This window comes from Phycisphaeraceae bacterium (assembly GCA_020639155.1).
Classification (GTDB): domain Bacteria; phylum Planctomycetota; class Phycisphaerae; order Phycisphaerales; family UBA1924; genus JACKHF01.
The window spans coordinates 485,432-506,828 of the sequence record JACKHF010000001.1; the positions used below are offsets into that span (position 1 = coordinate 485,432).

Annotated in this window: 14 protein-coding genes; 8 read left to right on the forward strand and 6 right to left on the reverse strand. The window is 53.8% G+C overall.

Annotated features, from left to right (window positions below):
• Positions 1–9: 9 nt before the first annotated feature.
• Both H6815_02110 and H6815_02115 read left to right on the forward strand, forming a co-directional pair.
• Complete coding sequence (locus H6815_02110) at positions 10–3,201, forward strand: efflux RND transporter permease subunit (protein ID MCB9859222.1); 3,192 nt, start codon at positions 10–12, stop codon at positions 3,199–3,201.
• 12 nt (positions 3,202–3,213) lie between these two features.
• Entirely contained in the window at positions 3,214–3,720 is a 507-nt protein-coding gene (locus tag H6815_02115) for a hypothetical protein (GenBank protein MCB9859223.1), read from the forward strand.
• A gap of 209 nt (positions 3,721–3,929) precedes the next feature.
• Here H6815_02115 and H6815_02120 read toward each other — a convergent pair whose 3' ends face one another.
• On the reverse strand, positions 3,930–4,508 hold the full coding sequence (locus tag H6815_02120; GenBank protein MCB9859224.1) for a hypothetical protein: 579 nt from the start codon (positions 4,506–4,508) through the stop codon (positions 3,930–3,932).
• A 717-nt stretch (positions 4,509–5,225) separates the two neighbouring features.
• Here H6815_02120 and H6815_02125 point away from each other — a divergent pair.
• The 3 genes from H6815_02125 (at position 5,226) to H6815_02135 (ending at position 10,707) form a co-directional block, all read left to right on the forward strand.
• Positions 5,226–6,467, forward strand: a complete 1,242-nt coding sequence (locus H6815_02125; GenBank protein MCB9859225.1) for a DUF3466 family protein — start codon at positions 5,226–5,228, stop codon at positions 6,465–6,467.
• A gap of 68 nt (positions 6,468–6,535) precedes the next feature.
• Complete coding sequence (locus H6815_02130; GenBank protein MCB9859226.1) at positions 6,536–9,115, forward strand: hypothetical protein; 2,580 nt, start codon at positions 6,536–6,538, stop codon at positions 9,113–9,115.
• A 38-nt stretch (positions 9,116–9,153) separates the two neighbouring features.
• On the forward strand, positions 9,154–10,707 hold the full coding sequence (locus H6815_02135; GenBank protein MCB9859227.1) for a hypothetical protein: 1,554 nt from the start codon (positions 9,154–9,156) through the stop codon (positions 10,705–10,707).
• 248 nt (positions 10,708–10,955) lie between these two features.
• Here the strand turns inward: H6815_02135 and H6815_02140 are convergent, their stop codons facing one another.
• On the reverse strand, positions 10,956–13,736 hold the full coding sequence (locus H6815_02140) for a serine/threonine-protein kinase (GenBank protein ID MCB9859228.1): 2,781 nt from the start codon (positions 13,734–13,736) through the stop codon (positions 10,956–10,958).
• The gene (locus H6815_02145) at positions 13,729–14,373 is read right to left on the reverse strand and encodes a sigma-70 family RNA polymerase sigma factor (protein ID MCB9859229.1); all 645 of its coding nucleotides are present in this window, start codon (positions 14,371–14,373) and stop codon (positions 13,729–13,731) included. The genes H6815_02140 and H6815_02145 overlap by 8 nt, the downstream gene beginning before the upstream one ends.
• A gap of 24 nt (positions 14,374–14,397) precedes the next feature.
• Here H6815_02145 and H6815_02150 point away from each other — a divergent pair, with 24 nt between their 5' ends.
• The 3 genes from H6815_02150 (at position 14,398) to H6815_02160 (ending at position 18,170) form a co-directional block, all read left to right on the forward strand.
• The gene (locus H6815_02150) at positions 14,398–15,924 is read left to right on the forward strand and encodes a hypothetical protein (GenBank protein MCB9859230.1); all 1,527 of its coding nucleotides are present in this window, start codon (positions 14,398–14,400) and stop codon (positions 15,922–15,924) included.
• Between the two features lie 45 nt (positions 15,925–15,969).
• Entirely contained in the window at positions 15,970–17,196 is a 1,227-nt protein-coding gene (locus H6815_02155; GenBank protein MCB9859231.1) for a hypothetical protein, read from the forward strand.
• Between the two features lie 560 nt (positions 17,197–17,756).
• Complete coding sequence (locus H6815_02160; GenBank protein ID MCB9859232.1) at positions 17,757–18,170, forward strand: DUF3224 domain-containing protein; 414 nt, start codon at positions 17,757–17,759, stop codon at positions 18,168–18,170.
• A gap of 517 nt (positions 18,171–18,687) precedes the next feature.
• Here H6815_02160 and H6815_02165 read toward each other — a convergent pair.
• The 3 genes from H6815_02165 to H6815_02175 form a co-directional block, all read right to left on the reverse strand.
• Positions 18,688–18,882, reverse strand: a complete 195-nt coding sequence (locus H6815_02165) for a hypothetical protein (GenBank protein ID MCB9859233.1) — start codon at positions 18,880–18,882, stop codon at positions 18,688–18,690.
• A 102-nt stretch (positions 18,883–18,984) separates the two neighbouring features.
• Positions 18,985–19,374: a hypothetical protein gene (locus H6815_02170; protein ID MCB9859234.1), complete on the reverse strand. Its 390-nt coding sequence runs from the start codon at positions 19,372–19,374 to the stop codon at positions 18,985–18,987.
• Positions 19,375–19,929: 555 nt separating this feature from the next.
• Complete coding sequence (locus H6815_02175) at positions 19,930–21,396, reverse strand: hypothetical protein (GenBank protein ID MCB9859235.1); 1,467 nt, start codon at positions 21,394–21,396, stop codon at positions 19,930–19,932.
• Position 21,397: the final 1 nt, after the last annotated feature.

Here is a 21,397-nt window from a genome sequence, read left to right on the forward strand (position 1 = left end):
AGCTGGATTGTGCTGAAGAAACTGATTCGGTTTTCGCTCGACTACTCCTCGATTGTGATCCTTGCTGCGATCATGCTTGTCGCGTATGCAGCGTATCGCGTGCCGAGAATGAGTGTCGATGTGTTTCCAGAGCTGAATGCCCCGACCGTTGTGATCATGGCTGAAGCAGGCGGACTTGCGGCCGACGAGGTCGAGCAGTATGTCACGTTTCCCATCGAAGCGGCTGTCAACGGTTTGTCGGGCGTGCGTCGTGTTCGCAGTTCCAGCGCGATCGGGCTCTCCATCGTGTGGGTTGATCTTGACTGGGGTGCCGATCTGTACCGCGCACGACAACTCGTCTCTGAGCGGATAGACGCGGTACGCGGCAATCTGCCGGAGGATGTGCATGTTGAACTCACACCCATCAGCTCCATCGTCGGCGAGATCATGCTTGTCTCCGTCTCGTCGCCGGACGGGAGCGTTTCACCGATGGAGTTGCGATCGTTCGCGGAGTTTGATCTTCGCAATAAGGTGCTGTCTGTACCGGGTGTAGCGCAAGTCGTCGCAATCGGTGGCGATCTTCCAGAATACCAGGTCAATGTTGATCAGGAACGACTCCTTCTCTATGGCCTGACCATCTCCGATGTGGTTGAAGCTGCACGAAGCTCGCACAGCACAGTCAGTGGTGGTTTTCTCACAAACACGAACAACCAGGAGATACCACTCAGGCAACAGAGTCGAGTGACATCCGAGAATGACATTGCAAACACGATTGTGAAACACCACAACGGCGTGCCAGTCACAATCGGACAGGTGGCGGATGTCAGACTGGGTCCTGCGCTTAAGCGCGGCACAGGGTCGGAACGCGGACTCCCGGCTGTGATTCTCTCCATCAAGAAAACGCCGGGCGTGAACACGCTCGCACTCACAGAGAAGCTTGATGCGATGTTTGATCAGATTGAGCCTGTGCTCCCGGATGGCATGACATTGAATCGGGATGTCGTGCGGCAGAGTCATTTCATCAACCGGTCGATCCACAACGTGCTTGAGGTGTTGCGGGATGCGGTCATCATCGTCACCCTCATCCTGATTCTGTTCCTGCTCAACATCCGAACAACAATCATCACGTTGACAGCACTGCCGGTGTCGATCGCAGCAGGACTGCTCATCATGGACTGGCTGCATCTCGGACTGAACGTGATGACACTGGGTGGGCTTGCGGTTGCCATTGGTGTGTTGGTTGACGATGCGATCATCGACGTTGAGAACGTGTTCCGGCGTTTGAAGCAGAACGCGGCAGCGCCAGAGCAGGAACGAAAACGCATCACCGATGTTGTATTCGATGCAAGCAACGAGATCAGACCAGCGATGGTCTTTGCCACCATCATTATTGTGATGGTGTTCATCCCCTTGCTGTTTCTGCAGGGGCTCGAGGGGCGTTTCTTTCGCCCGCTGGGTCTGACGTACATGGTTTCCATTCTGGCATCGCTTGCGGTCGCATTGACAGTTACGCCAGCATTATGCAGGGTGCTGCTTCGTGGAGGAAGAAACAAATCGCATGGAGAAACGGACGGGTTTCTTGTCCGATGGCTCAAAGCGTGGTATGCCCCCGCGCTCAGGTTCGCATTGCGTTTTCGTGTGCTTGTGCTGTCACTGGCAGGTGTCGCCACCGCAGCATCACTCTGGCTTGCGTCGACATTCGGAACATCGTTTCTGCCCAGTTTCAACGAGGGAACATTCACGGTGTTTCTGTTTGCGCCACCCGGAACGTCACTGATCGAGAGCGACCGGCTCGCGCGCGGTATCGAGCAGCGGTTGTCAGAGATCGATGGTGTGCAGACGGTTGCTCGCAGAACCGGACGCGCGGAACGCGACGAGCACGCCGAACCGGTCAGCAACTCCGAGATTGAGGTCACTATCTCGCCGGGTTACGACAGGCTCGATGTGCGCGCTGCGATTGATACCGTGCTCAGTTCCGTCCCCGGGATTGTGACGCAGGTCGGACAGCCCATCGAACACAGGCTCAGCCACGTGCTCTCGGGAACACCGGCCGAGATCGCAATCAGTGTCTATGGCGATGATCTGTCGCAGTTGCGATCCGTTGCGAAGGAGATCGAGACCGAGCTCAGATCACTGCCAGGCGCTCGCGATGTCAATGCGAACCGCGAGGTCATGATCACATCGCTCCCAATCCGGTACAGACATCTCGACCTTGCAAATGCGGGGCTCGCGCCGGCCGATGCTGCTGAACAGGTCCGCCAGGCAATCTACGGCGAGACTGTTGCCATGGTGAATCAGGGCTTAAAGCAATACGGGCTTGTCGTCAGACTGACAGAAGATCAGCGTGAATCCATTGAGCAGATCGAGCAACTCATGCTCCGCGGACGAAGCGGTGCAACCATCCGACTCCGCGATGTTGCGGACATTGGCCCTGAGCGGTCGAGCAACCTGATCACGCGCGAGAACGCCCAGCGAAAAGCCGTGATCTCTCTGAATGTTGCCGAAGGATCAAACCTTGGTGATCTTGTCGCAGAGGTTCGCGAGCGTGTCACTCCGATCGTCCAAAGGGCCGGGTACACCGTTGTGTTCGGTGGGCAGTTTGAGGCCCAGCAATCAGCAACGCGAACGATCATGATCTCAGGGCTCGGCGTTGTCGTCATCATGCTCATGCTGCTGCACATGTCCACGGGATCGTTCCGTGCATCACTGCTTGTCATGCTCAACATGCCGCTGGCAATGATCGGCGGCGTTATTGCCATCTTTGCCACTGAGGGCAGCGGCTTTATTGGCAACATCGTCGGGATCTTCGGCTCGGGCAACGGGTATATTGCACCGGTTGTCTCGATCGCGAGCCTTGTCGGATTCATCACGCTGTTCGGAATCGCTGTTCGCAATGGCATCCTGCTCATCAACCATTACAACCATCTCATGCGCATTGATCACGTTCCGTTCGAGGAGGCGATCGTTCGGGGATCCATGGAGCGGCTGTCACCGATTCTCATGACCGCGATCTGCGCTGCGCTGGGGCTTGTGCCGCTCGCGCTGGCTGCTGGCGAGCCGGGCAGCGAACTGCTTGCACCACTCGCCATTGTCACGCTGGGAGGCTTGCTCAGCTCGACATTTCTTAATCTCGTTATTGTTCCGGCTGGGTTCTCTCTGCTCTGTAAACCATCATCAATACAAGAGAACACCAGCAAGCACAACCACGTACACACACACTGAAAGGAACCCATCATGAAAAACACACGGTACATTTTTGCAGCACTTGGTCTGGCAGCAGCCCTTACCCTTCCAGGGTGCGAGAAGAAGCCCGCGACCAACAACTCCGGCGACTCGACCACTGGAACCTCACAACCAGACAGTCATGAGCATGCCGATGACCACGCCCACGACCACAGTGATGATCACGGACACGACGAAGAGGTGAGTCTCGGCAGTGTGCTGATCGGCGGGCACGAGATCAGCTGCGCCCAGGGGCACGGGACCATCGAACCCGGGAAGGAACTGCATCTCGTTGTTAAACTTCCCTATTCCGATGATGGGTCAACTGTTGTTCGTGCGTGGATCGGCACGGAGGATCGATTCGCGTCGATTGTTGCAAGGGGTGAGTACGCACCATCACACGACGACTACGACATCCACGCAGTTGCACCCGATCCATTGCCCGAAGACACAATGTGGTGGATTGAGATCGAGAAACCTGACGGCACAAAGCACGTCGGATCAATCCAACCCAGATAACCGGCTGTTCGTTATTTGGTGCCAACTCCGAGCAAGAAACGCATTGATGCAACAGCTTGCTCAGAAGCTCACTGATTAGTTCGGTGGATATCTCTTTGGCAAGCGATTCGTGCTTTCGATTAAGAGCGACTGCCTACAAGAAAAAGGCAGACTCAAACTGACCCACTACCCAATATTTGGATAGCACATGTCACGCGGCTCTTTGAAAGCTACAACGGGCTCCGCTCAAACTCCGCATGCGGTAAACCACTGTCGTCTAGCCTTAGTTTTACTCTGAAGCGGCCTTCACCGAGTCGAACTGCCGCAGCATGTTTTACTGAAGGACCTGTGTCTGAATCAATAGCCACATAGAAAACCACAGGATCATTACGCGACAAACCATACGCATCTGATACTTTGCCGCTAATAACTACTTCCTCTTGCGATTTAATCGGAATCCACTTGCTCTTGTCGGGGCCGATCAACACCGTCTCCATGTTGACAGTTGCAAACTGTACATCTCCTTCTACTGCTATCCAAAGCAAGCCTAAACTCTTGTTCTCAAACTGGACTGTCTGATCATATCCATATGCAGGCACGTTTCCCGGACCGAGTCCGTTCAAAGAAGATATTAGCATAAATATCACTATTAACAATACAGCAACAACGATCGCAATGAATAGTTTATTCCAGAAGGCTCCAGTCTTCTTACTCTCGGTATTTGTCAAACAATCATGGGCCATTGTATTTACCTTTGCCGCTACACATTGTATTAATACGATTTGTGGCCATGTTGGAGCCTTGGCCATAACATATTATTACATCACCGTATTAACATGAAGGAGTTCGAACCCTCGACATTCACGTTTGCAACCTGCAAACGCAGATTGTTCACCTGCACTATCGACATCATTTACACGTGCTCTAAAACCACGCAACTGCGCATGGTATGCGGCGATTTTCCGCTGCTGGCAGCTCTTGGCACGTCCTGCCGTCACCAATGGAGTGGACCTGCACAGAGACTGAGCCCGGCAACCTCTCGATTGTGCAACGTTGGGCACAAATCAGCCTTGTTAGCCAACATTCTACGGAGCATAACCTCGCATAGCCGAAACGCACGAGCACTTCGTGTACTCGGCGTGGTGGCTCATCTCCTTTTGCGTTGCAAGCTCTGATGCCACGATTGCTCCTGCGACTCTTTGCACGGATCACGTCATGTGAACATGGAGACCTTGCGCAGCACGATCGGCGATCAAGTCTGTCTGGCTATGTGTAGACGGGTGCTCGGAAACATCGTTCACATATCTCTGGCCAGAGATTGCCAGCAGGTTTCAGAGCAAGTGGCCAGATGAAGCCATTCACTCTCTGTAACCACACATATCAGAGCCAGCAGGCTTAGATACGCAGGCTTCGAACTGGCACGGGCCTTGCAACTACATCTGTCAGGGCAATGCAGCCGTGTCGTGCTGTGCCTTTCTGGATCAAACTCACCCCGGTCTGCAAGAAAAAGAAAGAAGGAGCACAAAGTGACACACAACACAACCAGAGGTATCGCGGGACTTTTCTTGCTCGCAGCAATGGCGGGCAGTGCAGCTGCGCAAGCGGAGTATGAGTTGCACATTATCGAGGCCCTGTCCACATTCGGGATTCCAGAGTGCTATACGCATGATGTGAACGACGCAGGCACTGCAGTCGGATTCATGACGTACACGACGACCCTTCCCAGTGGGAGCATGAGCACGTCATACAAGGGGTATACGTGGACACCAGCTGGCGGCTCGATTGTGGATACTGCTACATCATCTATTGACACGCTGAATAACACAGGTGATCTGGTTGCTGGGAGTGTTGTCAGGTATATAAGTGGTTCGACAGCTGTTATTCCAGGGATCGGTTCTTATGCCAACATCCGCCCGTCAGCAATGACGGATACAGGCATGGTGGTTGGTGCGGCTCACTGGCGCAGCACGAGCAATCAGTCATATGACCGAGCGTTCTACTGGACTCCGGCCACGGGCACAGTCGATGTGGCACAGTTTGTTCCAGCCGCCAGCATGATCCACGACACAAACGAGTCAGGACAGGTTGTAGGATATGTGTCGGTCACCTCACAGGAAACAGACACTGAGGCATTCTATTACGACACCGTAACAGGAACGCATGTCGATCTGCACCTCGCGCTCGCTGGTTCATCTCTTGGAACAAGCAACGCGTACGCGATCAACAACACTGGTGTTGTTGTTGGGCAGGGTTGGGACGGTGCTGTGCAGACCGCGTACACATGGTCTCTCGCCAGCGGATTCGAATATCTGCCCGGATTGCAGGGCGGGCTCTCCAGCAATAACACACCACTCGACATCAATGATGAAAACATCGTTGTTGGGGCAGCAGCTCCTGCGGGCACATTCTCACGTGTTGCGTACAGATGGTCTCCATCACACGGCATTGAGGATCTGAATGATCTGGTTGATCCTGTGAGCGGTTTCATTCTTGATCGGGCTGTTTCGATCTCGAACTCGGGCAACATTGCGGGGTACGGCCACTTCGGCCCTGGATTTGGTACATCGCGAGGATTCGTGCTCGTTCCGATCGACTCAACATGCTACGCCGACTGCGATACGAGCGGTTCGGTAGATATCTTTGATTACATTTGCTTTGGCAACGAATATGCTGCCATGGCGCAGTACGCCGATTGTGATTCCAACGGCACGTGGGATATTTTCGATTACATTTGCTTTGGCAACGCGTACAGCACTGGATGCCCGTAAGGAGCACAGACTGCGTTTCTATTCGAAACACCTAGCCATTGCAGACACAATGCAAACGGAGAAACACAATGACAGACCTATTCCACACACATTCTTATGCTCGATCGATATGCGCAGCAACGCTTGCCATCTCGATCTGTGCCAGTGCAGTCGCTCAGACAGTCCCTGGGCCTGGTCAGACGGTGCACTGGACAAATGCGATGAGTCCGGTGTCTGTCTCGAGCCAGATCACCGTGCCCGATACAGCCACACTCATCATTGATTCGGGTGTGACGGTAAACATCGGGCCGAATGGTCAGATACGCATCGACGGGACCGTCCGAGCTGAGGGAACATCTGGGAGCCCGGTGACGATTAATGGTGGCACGAGCATTTTTTCTCCACCTGTCATCGCGCGATCCGGCGTTCTTGATCTTGCGAATACTCAATGTTCTGCTCTATTGACAACTGCAAACGCGAGCACACTCTTTTCAGAAGCTGCAACAATCGTCGCTCGCAACTGCACATTCACAAATCAGGGCGGCTTCTATACGCGATGGGGGACTGTTGCGATCTATGATTGCAACTTCAGTGCGGCAACGATTGACCTTAATGACACATATGTGATTTATGAGGGGGGCACACTCAGCAACACTGTATTCCGATCGGGCAGATACCATCTTGCCCAAACACTCCACATAGATGGTGTCAGTGCATCGGACAACACATCTGATGCGCCATTCCACATTAACGGTTTCGATTACTTCTTTGGTCCCAACAACACGATCCAGAACAATCTATATCCGGTTGTTCTTGATGGCGCTGGCATTGAACCTGGCAGTACTCTGCCCGTATCAGGGAACATCAACAACCATTTGTATATGCCGGTGCCACAGATCTCGGGATGGGTAACATTCCCAAATCTTGGCATGCCGTACGTGGTCAACCATGACCCTAACGAATCTATGTGGCTAGGCGGAAGGCTCGATATTGAACCTGGCGTCGAAGTTGAGTTCATGCCCGGTGCATATTTCTGGGCGACATACAACTCCGAAATTACCGCAATGGGAACGCCCGAACAGCCCATTACTTTCAAGCCTCATATTCCTGGAACCGAGTTTCTCACAGTGAACTTCGCAATCAACTCAAACCGCCCGCATGCGCGATACTGGAAGATGACTGGTTCAGAGCTTGGGGTAATTAGTGACGAGACCAAGACGTATATCGATTCATGCGTGTTCGAAGAAAATCAAGTGGGCGCTTACGTGTCGAACTATGGCACTCTGGATGTAAAAGGATCTATCTTTACGAACAATACTGTTGCTGGAATTCGGACCTCAACACAAACAGGTTCCGTCAGAATGGACGGGCAGTGGAATCCGAACTCATTCGAGAACAACACATACGGTCTTGAGGTGCGGAACAACAACAACGCGACTGCCATGAACAACTGGTGGGGAGATCCGTCTGGCCCCAACCATGCAATCTATAACCCTTCCGGCCAGGGAGATAATGTGACGGCAAACACACTCGTTCAGCCGTGGAGAACAACACCCCCCCAAACAACGAACCATCCTCCGCTCGTCAGAATGCTCCCAATCGGTGCACTCCAGCGCGAGGGGAACCAGATTATCCTGCATTGGGAAGTCGAGGACGATGGATTTATTGCAACCCAGCACCTGTACTTTGCTGATCACGATGGGTTGCCACTCGAGATTCTTGTTCCCGATATCGCACCGAATGCGCGCAGTGTCGCGGTGACGATCCCCGATCATGTCCCATCAAATCTTCTCGATGCAGCGGTGTTCCGTGTTGTTGTTATCGACGAGCTTGGTCAGCAGGGGTTTGATGAGGTCATGTTCGGATACCCGATCTCGGATGTTCCGGGGACAGTCATACCAACCCCAATCACAGGACCATTGCAACCCGGACAGAATGTTGATGTCTGCTACACCTCTCAGGGTGCGAGCGGCACGACCAGTGTATATCTCTTCATCGACGATATGCGGTATGCGCAGTCCCTCGGCGGCGCGCACACCGGCGTGAGTTGCCTGCCACTGGGGCTTGACACACCGGCTGTATCGACAGACCTTGCACGTATCGGTGTTCGTTTCAACTATGGTAACAACTTCTACAAGTGGGAGTACACACCGTATTTCTCTATCCGGCCTGATGCAAGCACAGGTGATGCGCCGCCGACAGTGAGCCTCACCTCGCTCACATCGCCGTCAACCTACGGTAGCAACCAGACTGTACCTGTTACATGGTCTGCCTCGGATGATGACTTTGTTCGCAACGTCGATATTCACGCCTCATACGACAACGGCGCAAGCTGGTGCGTGATTGCCCAGGAACTCGATGGATCGAAAGCCCAGTTCGACTGGAAACTTCCCGAACTGGTTGATCCTATGACAGCGATCGTTCGTGTCATCGTTCGCGACAAGCGATTCCAGGTGACCTCTGCGACAAGCGCGACGATCACTCTAGTGCCGGATGCGCCCTGCTACGCCGACTGCGACAACTCAGGAAGCCTCAATATCTTCGATTACATCTGCTTCGGCGTTGAGTATGCAGCTATGAGCACATACGCCGACTGCGACAACTCGGGTGCGTGGAACATCTTCGACTACATCTGCTTCGGCAGCGCATACGCGGCAGGGTGCAACTGAAACACGGTGGAAAACAACTAGACACAAGGACACAAACAATGAAGAGACAGTTCATTCCAACATCGATCGCTGCAGTGATGCTGGCTGCAGGAACGACATCAGCCGACATCATCGAACAATGGATGCGTGTCTTTGAGGGATCCCCCGCGCGGATTCGAGTAGCAGGCAACGGCGATGTCATTGTCGGTGGCTCACGCATTGTTGGGACAGTCTTTAACATCCCGACAAACGTGCCCGTGTACGATGGCTGGCTCGTCAGACTTGATCCTGATGGAAACATTCTCTGGCAATGGCAGTCAGAGTGGGAAGAGAGTGATTTCCTCGAGGACTTTGCGATTGCCTCCAACGGCGACATCATTGCGACGTTCGGGACAGCCACCACACTCTCGACCGGCGATCCCGACAATATTCGCACAGTGCGCATCGATGCAACCGGCAACACAGTCTGGTCTCACGAGTACTCAGGCCCAGCTGGTATTGAAAACGCGACCCCGCATCATATTGCCCTTGATGCGAACGATAATGTGTATGTTGCTGGCGAGGAGTATGGTCCTGGGAGCAACTTTATAGACGGCGTAGTTCTGCGGTACGACAACAATGGTAACCTGCAATGGATCCGCAGTCGCGGGGGTGACATGTGGGATCGCATCGCAGATATTGCTGTTGACGCGCAGGGGCGGCTCGGTATTGCTGGATCAGAAACAAGTTCGCCGGGAATCCTCGCGTACATGGCGTCATTGATGGATGCCAACGGCAACACACTCTGGACATATTATAAAGAACCGTCCGTGCCCGGGAATGCAGATGCATTCGATGTCGAGTTTGATTCAGCAGGCAATCTTGCTGTAACGGGCACTGTCGATCTCGGTGCATCCACCGATGACATGCACACGGTGAAACTCTCGCCGACTGGTGCGGTTGTCTGGCAGAGAAACTACAACGGTCCGGGCAATGGGTGGGATCGTGGCTATGCGCTCGCGATTGGTCTGGACGATCAGGTCTACGCGACTGGCGAAGCATGGAAAGGGTGGAGCTGGGAGTACTTCGACATCCAGACGCTCGGCTACACTTCATCCGGACAGGTGAGGCTGTTCAACATCTACGGATCAATCGGCCCTGCGTTTGCAGAAGACCAGAGCCTGAACATCGCAACATTTCCCAATGGTGAGGTGGTTCGACTCGGATGTGACACAGACAAGCCTGGGCCAGACTACATCATCCATCACTTCGCAGCTGATGGGACACTGATCGATGCAGTCGAGGGCGATCTCGCTGGCGGCAGCACGTCATTCAGTTGGAAGAATCTCGCGCTCGATCCAAACGGTCGATATGCGTACTTCTCTGGATGGGGTAACGGGTTCTCCAGCAACCCGGTGACATGGTCGTCAGTTGTCGTGAAGATTGATCTGGGAGGCACAGCACTCTGCCCGGCAGATTGCGACGAAAACGGCATGCTGAACATATTTGACTACATCTGCTTTGGCAATGCATACGCAAGTCAGAATCCGTACGCGGATTGTGACGGATCCGGTGGATTCAGCATCTTTGATTACATCTGCTATGGCAACAAATATTCAAACGGATGCCAATGAGCTGGCCTGTCAATCAATCCCAGCTTGGCTGTCGTTTCACGTTGTTATACATGTGTGTCACGAATCACATTGTCAATGCCATAGCAGATGTTAGAACAAGTGCAAGATAAACATCCAGCAGGACTATTTGGTAAATTTCATGATCCGCAAGTCGCATCAATCAGATGGCGAGTTGTGGTCGCTCATTTCGGTCGTCATCTGCATAATCTGGATGGCACACGTTTTATGTGTGTAAATGCTCGGCCCATTTATCGCATCGTTGACCGAAGCATCCAGCTTGTTCGAACTGATAGCGAATGCGGTTGTGTTGTCTCGGCGTACGACGCGCTGAGCACATCGCGTCCGTCGGCTGTGATGTCGTAGCGCGTGTCCGGCAGGCCCGTATGAGTGCGCCGAGGCTCGGCTGTCACCAGCGCGTCATTGAGTACCGCACGAAACACATCGCCTGCTCGCCGATAAACGAGGGTGCCGTCACCTTGCAACCACTGCGGACGTAATCCGCCATCTGAGGACACGCGCACTTTGCGCGTGCGCAATGGCCATGACTCGACATAGACCTCAAGCCCGCCGGTCTCCATTGATGTGTATGCGAGCATCGTGCCGTCGGGGCTGAGTCTGGGGCTTACACGATCAGCCGACGTTTCAAACACGCGCTCAAGCGAATCACTGCCAGGACGCAGCAGAAAGATGTCTGTTGTACCGTGCCCGTCGGTCTCCACTGCCAGCGCCACCGTGCCATCCTCCCACTGCTCGCTCAGGACAATGCCGCGCTGCGCTTCTGTGTGGGTGTAGATGGATCTGGCTGGCATGGTTCCTTGCGCATCAATGCTCCAAACATGCATGACATCATCTGCATCTGGTGCAGCGAAGAGCACCGACATGCCGTCGTTCGACCAGCACGGGAAACTCACATGCATTCCGCTGGTCAGTCGCACCGGTACTCTGCGAGCAATGTCGACACGCCAGAGATCAGTGCCATACTCGTCGGTTGCGACGTAGACCACCGTTTGCTCATCCAATGACAGACGTGGCATATCGAGCGTCATCTGAGCATCAAACATGATCCTCCGCTCTCCTTCTGCGCTGTGCCATTCGAGGAACGATCGCGATGTGTATGAAATACCATCGCCGACAAACACAAGCATGGACGTGTTGCGTGCATCGAAGCGAGGATAAGTTAACCCGAGTTCAAACCCGATGCCATCAACAATGGTTGTGGGTTCGCCCAACGCGGTGCCGGATACCGGATCAATCGTTGCATGCATGATCACGCCATCACGCACAAACAGAAGTGATCCGTCGTCAAGTACGCGGGGACACGAGGCATTGTCCACAATCGTGCGCACAGTACCCGATTCGAGATCCACTGATGCGATGCGCGTGTGTTGTAATGCTGGCTCATGCACTACAAGTACCAGCGAGCGACCGTCAGCCGATATCGTCAACTGACAAAGCAGTACCTCGCTCATATTCAGCCCGACAACCGGGACAGGCAGGAGTGATCGTGCAGCAGCATCGACACGGAACAGACCGTGTCCGTTGGATCCAACTGTGTACACCGACCCGTCACGCGCAACACACAGGCCCCATGCAGCGTCTGTAAGCGAGCATAATGCAATCGGTGCGCCATTGTCGAGTTGCACACGTCGGATCTGCCCATCATCATGGTCGTAATATACAACGGCGCTGCCGTCGGCAGTAAAGCACGGCGAGAACGCACCTTCGGTGTCTTCGATCCGTCGCGTCTGTTGCGACAGCAACTCCTGTACACAGAGCACCGTCTTGCCCTCGTGGTTGCGCGACGTGAATACCACGCAATCGAGTGTTGGTGAGAGTGAAAAACAACCACCAACACACTGCAGAAAAACCTCATGATCACCGGTGTCAAGAGTTGCCGTCAGCAGAGGGGGCGGCTCATGGGGAAGATATCCTGATTGAGGGCTTGTCATCCATGCCGCGAGAAGGATCAACACGAGCGCGCTAATCGCAATAACAATCGATGGCACTCGTGCGGGATCGTTAGTCAACTCCCTTCGCTCCGGCTCACGCAGATCAATGCGAGCATCGCTTGCATCACGTCTGCGCATTTGAACATCCGTCCGCAGACACGACGCAACAACGCGGCGCACAGCATCCGGCATGCGTTCAAGATGCGCTTCGATTTGCTGCGGATGGCATCGCGCGTATGACACACCTGCCATCATCTCAAACAGCACACAACCAAAGGACCACATGTCGGTCCGTCGATCGACAGCATCGCCGCGGGCCTGCTCCGGACTCATGTAGTCAGGCGTACCCGCTACATGCGCACGACCGCTGCTTTCGGCCACTCCCTCAGATTGCCTTGCGAGCGCGATGCCCAGATCGAGTACTTTCACAGTACCGTCGTCACCAAGCATGATGTTCGATGGTGTCAGATCACAATGGATCACACCTGCCTCGTGCGCCGCTGCAAGCGCGACAAGTACTGCATCCGCAATGGATACTGCCTGCTCGTGTGTCAGTCGTGATCGCTTGAGCTTTGCAGCAAGCGTCTGTCCGTGCACATACTCCATGATGAGCACGGGACCAGATGTTGAATCCTCAATGCTATAGATTGTTGCAATGCCGGGGCAGTTGAGCGCCGCGAGAGTTCGAGCCTCGCGCTCCAGTCGCAATCGACGATCAGCGTCTGTTGCGAGCGATGCGGGCAATACCTTGACAGCCACGCGTCGGTGAAGCCTCATGTCTGTTCCTGCGTAGACCGCACCCATGCCGCCCTGACCAATCAGTTCATCAATGCGCACTGTGCCGATCATTACGCCAATCAGCGACTCGTTGCTTGAGCGTTCTCCATCAATCTCCGGCGGTTCGAGCGCATCACCGGCACGTGTCAGCGCATCAAGCAGCGAGAGCACCTCGCGCGCGGTCTTCTCGTCATCTGCACTCTCTCGCAATACAAAGCTCTCGCGCTGATCCGCACGCAATCCAAGTGAACGCTCAAGCAGTTCCTGCACGCGCGCGAGTAAATGTGATTCTGGCTCATGCATCGGAAGGCGTCCCTTCCTGCTCGCTATCAAACGGGTACAGCACCCGTGCGAGCCATGCCTTGGCGAAAGTCCATCGGCGATGGACTGATCGCTCGGTCACACCAAGATGCCGTGCAATCTCCTGAACACGCATGCCACCAAAGTATCGCATCTCAACAATCTTTGCAGCATCCGCATCAACCGCTGCCAGCGTGTCGATCGCATCGTTGAGTGCGACAAGATCAACGTCTGACATAGCCACCGTATGTGCAACATCGACCGTCACTGGCGTTCGAGCAAGATGCTTTCCCCGCTTTGCTGCGTGCTTGGCTCGGTGATGGTCTACAAGAATCCGACGCATCATGACTGATGCGATCGCAAGGAACTGTTCCTGATTCTCCCACCGCTTGGTACGCTGGGATGTCAGGCGTAGAAAGACCTCATGAACGAGGGCGGTCGCCTGAAGCGTGTGGCCGGAAGGCTCTTTCTCGATCTGGGACCGGGCAATCGCACGCAGATCGCGATAGGTACGCGAAAGCAGTTCGCGCGTGCTCAGCCCGTCGACGGCATCGGAAAAAGAAAATTCAGGACCGGTGTCCGAAGGCACAGTGTTTTCTCGCGGGGTGGACTGGAGGATGGTCACATTCTCGTTGTCCATATCAGTGTATCTGAGGAGAATGCCATGAGTTCGCGGAAGATCGGTCTATTGGCCGTCGCTCTGTGCTGCAGGATTGCAGCCGCACAGACACCCCTTGACACGCGATTCACGTATCAGGGACGGCTTGACGCGGGCGGTTCGCCAGCAAACGGCATTTACGACCTTCGTTTCAGTCTGTATGGCGATGAAACGGGTACTGTGCTCGCCGGCTCTCCTGTTGACATCGAAGACGTGCAGATCACAGATGGAATGTTTGCGGTCGAACTCGACTTTGGGATCCAGTTTACAGGCTTCAAGACGTGGCTCCAGACCGAAGTTCGGCCCGGCGCATCAACCGGCCCATACACCGCGCTTTCGCCACTCCAAGAAATCACCCCAGCGCCAATGGCCCAGTACGCAATGGGACCGTTCTACCAGATCCCCGGTACCTACGACCTTGCCTACACCTATGGACATGTCGGCATCGGGCGCGAGCCGGACGCAACATTTGCCAATCACGGGTTTGATCTTGATGTGAGCGGGAAGTATCTGCGTCTCGGACTCGAAGAGAATGGCGGTGGCGCTCTCGTGCTAGCGAACAACCCAGACGACAACAAGATATGGCTCGAAGCATACAACTCCACAAGCACTGGCACAGCGTCAGAACTGATTATCGCAGGGTATAGTGGTAACTCGGTGCCAATACGTCTCAACGGCAATGTTGGTGTCGGCACAGCACCCGCTGCATCAACGCAGACACGACTCTTTGCGTGGGCTGGACCTGGACAGGACGCAATTTGGGCCGATGCCGATGGGAGCAATACCGGTGTATATGCGTTCACCGACACTGGCTATGGTGTGCGTTCGATCACCTCATCGTTCACCCAGGGAACCGCTGTGTACGCTGATGGCGGTGCCTATGGTGTATACGCGCGAGCGACAAGCGCAAATGGCGCTGCAATCTATGCAACGAACGATTCTGGCAACGCCCTTATCGCAGTAAATGATGAAGCTGGCTACGCCTCACTTGCGGGCATTACAAACAACGCCGGAGCATGGGGCGGATACTTCAGAAACAATGCTGGAGGCTCGGCCCTGTGGGTCGATGGACTCACGCAGACAAAGACACTGCAAATCCTCGGTGGTGCGGATGTTGCAGAGTCATTCGACATTGCACCTGCAGACTCAACTTTACCAAAGCCAGGCATGGTTGTCGTGATTAATCCGGCACAGCCCGGCGCGCTTCGCGTCAGCGATACATCGTACGACATGAAAGTTGCCGGAGTGATCAGCGGAGCAAACGGGCTCAATGCTGGCATGGTGCTCGGTGCAGAGGATGTGAATATGGCGCACGGTCAGCACGCTGTTGCGATGGCAGGGCGCGTATGGTGTATGGTCGACGCAACACTCGGTGCAGTTGAGCCCGGCGCATTACTCACAACTTCGACAACTCCCGGTCACGCGATGGTCGCTTCAGATCGCGAACGATCGCACGGGTGCGTCATCGGCAAGGCCATGACACCGCTGCACGAGGGCAAGGGGCTGGTGCTCGTGCTTGTGAATCTTCAGTAACATCGCCGCATCGACTCATGTGATCAGATCCATTGGGGTTCTCTCATGACGCACACAATGCACAGCAAAGACACATTTATCCGTCATATCGCAATCACAGCGTGCGTACTTATGTCATCGGGCGCAGCATTCGGACAGATCCATGAGGCTGGACCCGATGCCGCAAGTGACGCACAACTCGCGCGAGAACTGCGCGTTGGCACAATGCAAAGCACACAAGCAACAACCGCCATACCCGGTCTGATTGCAACTGAAGACGCACTGCAAGCGTCCGTAGATCCGCGAATCTCTCTTGAGGGCATGGCTGGCTCCATGATCGTGCCCGATCTGCCCGAGGGATACATCGTGATTCAGGGAGATATCCAACTCTCGCCCGCAGAACAGGAAGCGTGGAAGATGAGCGGCCCCGAAGCCGTCTTCGGCGCGGTCAACTACTGGCCGGTTGTTGTTCCATACGACTTTATGAGCGGTGTCACAGCATCGCAGCAAACCGCCGCAGTCAATGCAATGAATGCGATTGGGCAGCGCGCTGGCGTTGTCTTCCGACCAGCAGTCGCTGGCGATGCAAATAGAGTCCGCTTCCAGGCAAGCACCTTCAACAACTCAGCCGTGGGAATGCAGGGCGGCACGCAGATTATCAACATTGTCTCGTGGAACACCCAGATCATCATTGTACACGAACTCTATCACGCGCTGGGTTTCTGGCACGAGCAGTCCGCATTTGATCGCAGTTCCTATGTCACAATCAACTATGGCAATGTCTGCGGATCAAGCACTGTCCCCGGCAATGCATGCAACGCCAGCGTATGTAACCTCTGCATCAACACTGGTGGTACACCTATCTCATGCGCCTTCAACTTTGACATTGTGCCTGCCGCATCAGTGTGGGGACCGTACGACTTCGACTCGTTCATGCACTATGGGCGCAGCGCGTTCTCGTGCAACGGGCAGGACACGATCACTGTCAACACACAATGGAACAGCCAGTGGCAGAACGCCATCGGACAGCGAGACCATTTCAGCTTCATTGACACGCTCTCGTGCAGAGGCCTTTACCCATTCTCGGGCGATCGCTGGCTGCGACAGGGCGCAGGCGGGTCGGGTGTCGGTTCGTTCGTGGAACCGTTCAACGGCAGCTTCAATCAAGCAGCCGGTTTTACGCCACAAGGTGGCACACTATTTGTTGATCCGGGAACATACTCAGGAGTCGGGATCTACACCATTCCCAAAACGTATCGCGCCACATTCGGTACGGTTACTATTGGCAACTGATGCATACGCAACTATGATCCATCTGCGCGACGCTGGTGTTAATGTGCGTTCCCCTTTGGCACAACCAATGCTGTCGCTTGACGGAACAGGGTAAAAGCTGGCACGATAACACATCGATTCACAATCGATATCCGCGATGGATCGAAATCTCACTTGCGTGAATCGCCAGAACCAAACCGAGTGCTCATGCGCTGTGCGTGAGAACTTGGAACTGCTCATCGCGTTACGAGAACCTCGATTTCCGAGGATAAGAGAACACGGCTTCCCGATGTTGTTGAGTTTGAATCAAAGACACAAAACAAGTTCATTGTCATCGGTTGCGTACTATCCCGTGAAGTATCCAAACGCGATGTATGTGTTCTGCCTGATGTCCGAGATACATCCTGGTTGGTTTCAGAGCTCTTTGCCTGCTCGGATAGCCGGCTGTAGACACATACGCCTACAGTCTACCAATGAGACACAAACCCGTTCTCCTCGGCTATCTCCCCACAAGTTTTTTCTTGCTGATGTTCGCGGGGTGCCATGCTGACAGCCTGCGGGTCCCACAATCGGAGATGACTATGGATACGCAGACCGCATCTGGCCCCTTCGATGTAAACCTCGCGATGCAATCTGACGCGGCAGGCATAGGCGATCCGAACATCGGCAGAATGTCGCTCGACAAGCAGTTCCACGGCGATCTCGAAGCCCACAGTCTTGGCCAAATGCTTGGTGTGCGTTCAGCAACCGATGGGTCCGGAGGATACGTCGCTATGGAACGCGTTGTGGGAACATTGGCAGGACGCACCGGATCTTTCGTTCTTCAGCACAGTTCCATAATGAAGAGGGGAGTGCCGACACAATCGATCTCGGTCGTTCCCGATTCCGGAACAGATCAACTTGAGGGTTTAGCTGGTCAGATGGCAATCGATATCACCGACGGCAAGCATTTCTATCGCCTTGAGTATTGGTTTGAGTCCGAAACCGACAAATAAACATCAAAGTGTACGCAAGAGAGTGTTCGTGATATTGAATCAAGGTGACAGTGGCCAACAGAACACTTCTAGAAGATTTTTGAGCATGAGAGCTTCACGTTGGTCGGTCTACCGTGAAATCCCAACCCTCAGCATCGCATTCAAACGTGCCATCTCGCAAATAGAAAAGAAAATGCCGTGAAGCTGTGCTCGGTGGACTGAGATGAATCCAGTCGTTCGGGCACAGGGGTAAACGAAGATCTCCCCTTACCTCATAAAACTCACCCCACCGAGGTGCAACTCCGCTGAAACGGCACTGGCCTCGGTACCACCCCTCGTCGTTTGTCGAACCCAAACAATACCGTGAGCAACGCCGAAATCGAAGCATCCCCACGTCACCCTCCTTGTACCGAGGAAACTTCCATGTATTCAACCAAAACGATAGCACCAAATCGACCCCATCAACCTTCGCTCGAGGATCTGGCGCATTGGGTTCGGCGTTCCAGCCGTCATTCAGTTGCACGAAAGATGTCATGCGTCAATAGTTTACCTTCCAGCTTCTCAGTTCTTCCATGATCCTTGTGTTTAATGCTGGCATTGCTCGGTATCGATACGTTGCGTTATGAATCGAATTATTGAAGCCCTGCAGATGCTCGCGGTGATCGTTGCCGGTCTTCTCAGCGGGCAGCAGTTGGTGATCGACTATCTTCGCAAAGAGAGTTGCGATCATCATACAAACCAGAGATCATCCTCAGAATCCATGTGGTGTGATCGCGTGTCGATCACGGGTCAGTTAGCGCGATATCTGGGGGCAACAAACAAACACGCAAACTGCTCATTCACCTATGAGCGTTCCGGATGCGACGCACTTGTTGCCTTCGTACAACTCGAACATTCTGCCGGGACGAAGTGACTCGTGGGGAGCATTCTCCATCTTGTAGCTGACATCGGCAATCCAGTCGTACTCAGAGCTTTCCGCCTCTCGCTTTTTGATTGCCAATGACCATGCGATTTCTGGGGGCCACGGTTCGTCAGCATCGGTGAATCGCACCATCGTCATATACGGAGGGGAACCCACACCTGCTGGCGGTTTGCTTCGTCCTCCCTCTTCTTTCTTGATCCAGTGGATTTTCGCTCGCATAGCTAAGCATTCCAAACCTAAAGCTTCGATGATTTTTCTTGTCGCGACTCTTTTATTCCCTTCGTACAACTCAAAGCAGCTCATACGGAGCTTTTTGATCCGAAATCCATTAATGCACACCAATGTTATTCGCTCTCCAACAACTCAATTATCCTTACGTTCAGTAACCAGCCATTTGTTGGAGGCCGTCTGAAGGGATTCGAACCCTCGACATTCACGTTGACAAGATGAAATCGCAGATGGCTAACCTCCACTCCTGCCGCTACTTACACGTTTTCTGAAAACTCACATGTGCGCATGGTATGCGCAACTTTTTCCGCTGCTGGCAGCTCCTGGCACCTCGTGGCCGTAACCGATGGATTTCGGCCACTTGGGCGCTGATCCCGGAAGCCATCTATTCTCGCGACAGTCGGCACCAATCGGCCCTGCTGGCATGCATTCTCCGGGGTTCAACAACCCCATCCGCACCGTGCATTGCACGAACGCACCAGCCTCTCGTGCGTTCGGCACGGCAGTTGATCTGCTGTGGGCTTGGATGCTTCCGTGCCGCGATTGCTCCTGCCACTCTTTGCATGCATCGAATAAAGTTGTAAAATCGCATGACTTGTATCAAACAATCCGTGCCGATTCAATGCGAAGTCAGCGCCCAAGCTCAACTGGAACTCTGACTGTAAACTCCGCTCCGGCTGTCTCAAGATTACGCACAGTAATTTCGCCATCATGTAGCTCTGCGATACTCTGCGCAATGCTGAGCCCCAGCCCATGACCGCGTCCCCGCCTCACCTCCTCCTTGCTCTGCACAAATCGGTCAAATATCTTGTCGAGCAGTTCTGGTGGCAAACCAGGCCCTTTATCCGAAACAGCAACGTACAGACAGCTGTCCTTGCACGTTGTTGAAATACGCACATCGCTGCCCTTTGGTGCAAAGCGAATAGCATTTCGTAGCAGGTTGTCGATCATTGTCCGAAGCAGCTCAGAATCGCCAATAACTACAGCATCGATGGTCCCATCATTATCAAGAAGTGTGGGAACCAACTGAACTCCGTACTGTTCTGCCATGACGGCACAGTTTTCTACAGAGTCCATCACAAGTTCATTCGCAGGATATGTATCTCGTCGCTCAAGGTCGCGACCATCTTGCACACGCGTCAGCATCAGAAAACTTTCAACAAGTTTACCCAGTCGCCGCATTTCTTCTTCTGTTGAATCAACAAAGTATGCCGCATTCTCATCAAGCTGATCACGTTTGAGCGTCTGCGCTTCCAGCAAGAGCGTTGCGATAGGTGTTTTGATTTCATGGGATATATTCGACAGGAATCGCTCCTGAGCTGCAAAGGCATTGCTGATGCGCTCGCGTGCCTGATTGAGTTCGTCGGTAAGCTCAGCAACCTCAGCATTCTTGCTGTCAATAGTTAACTCGTGGCTGATGGATTCCGGTCTGAGTTGCCCGGCAATCTCTTTCAATCTATGGAGCGGCTGTACAGCAATTCCGGCAATAAACCATCCGCTAATCAAACTTGCAATCGATCCAAGCGACGCGCCGATAACCAGCACACGCGAAATCATCGCTAGCTGTCTGTCAATATATGCATCTGTTGTAACGACAATCAGAGCGAAATGACTGCCAAACGAATCGGTCAAAGGCAAAGCAATAGCACGGGGTGTTCCTTGTGTATTTTCGAACACTGGGGTCTCGTCACGAAGATCCCCCTGCAAAGGAGCATCATTCTCAATGGCAGGAAGTGCAAGTGATTGGATTGTTTTCGGCCACCTTTCCACATCATTGACAATACTTTTCCCTTCATGATCTACCACATCAACAGCAAATCGTTCAAACTGAACGAAGCCCAACTCTTTGTTTGAGAGGTTGTAGAGTTCGGTTGCTGAGATTGAAGGCAGTGTGCCTTCGATAGCAGCAACCATGTTGCTTGCTCGCTCCAGAAGCATTGTGTCAAACTCGCGCTGTGCATTTTCACGCTGAATCAAATAGTATCCACACCCCGTGACCAGCTTGATCAAAACATAGATGGCAAAGACCCATAGCGTCAGGCGAGTCCTGAGACTAACTCCACGAGCATGTTCGATTTTCTTCTCCCGGGTATCCATT

What these genes read in the sequence shown, in the direction of transcription:
- H6815_02115 (MCB9859223.1), top strand. Translation starts at nt 3,214, where the DNA reads ATGAAAAACACACGGTACATTTTTGCAGCACTTGGTCTGGCAGCAGCC.
- H6815_02120 (MCB9859224.1), bottom strand. Translation starts at nt 4,508, where the DNA reads ATGGCCAAGGCTCCAACATGGCCACAAATCGTATTAATACAATGTGTA.
- H6815_02130 (MCB9859226.1), top strand. Translation starts at nt 6,536, where the DNA reads ATGACAGACCTATTCCACACACATTCTTATGCTCGATCGATATGCGCA.
- H6815_02135 (MCB9859227.1), top strand. Translation starts at nt 9,154, where the DNA reads ATGAAGAGACAGTTCATTCCAACATCGATCGCTGCAGTGATGCTGGCT.
- H6815_02140 (MCB9859228.1), bottom strand. Translation starts at nt 13,736, where the DNA reads ATGCATGAGCCAGAATCACATTTACTCGCGCGCGTGCAGGAACTGCTT.
- H6815_02145 (MCB9859229.1), bottom strand. Translation starts at nt 14,373, where the DNA reads ATGGACAACGAGAATGTGACCATCCTCCAGTCCACCCCGCGAGAAAAC.
- H6815_02150 (MCB9859230.1), top strand. Translation starts at nt 14,398, where the DNA reads ATGAGTTCGCGGAAGATCGGTCTATTGGCCGTCGCTCTGTGCTGCAGG.
- H6815_02155 (MCB9859231.1), top strand. Translation starts at nt 15,970, where the DNA reads ATGACGCACACAATGCACAGCAAAGACACATTTATCCGTCATATCGCA.
- H6815_02160 (MCB9859232.1), top strand. Translation starts at nt 17,757, where the DNA reads ATGGATACGCAGACCGCATCTGGCCCCTTCGATGTAAACCTCGCGATG.
- H6815_02165 (MCB9859233.1), bottom strand. Translation starts at nt 18,882, where the DNA reads ATGATGATCGCAACTCTCTTTGCGAAGATAGTCGATCACCAACTGCTG.
- H6815_02170 (MCB9859234.1), bottom strand. Translation starts at nt 19,374, where the DNA reads ATGAGCTGCTTTGAGTTGTACGAAGGGAATAAAAGAGTCGCGACAAGA.
- H6815_02175 (MCB9859235.1), bottom strand. Translation starts at nt 21,396, where the DNA reads ATGGATACCCGGGAGAAGAAAATCGAACATGCTCGTGGAGTTAGTCTC.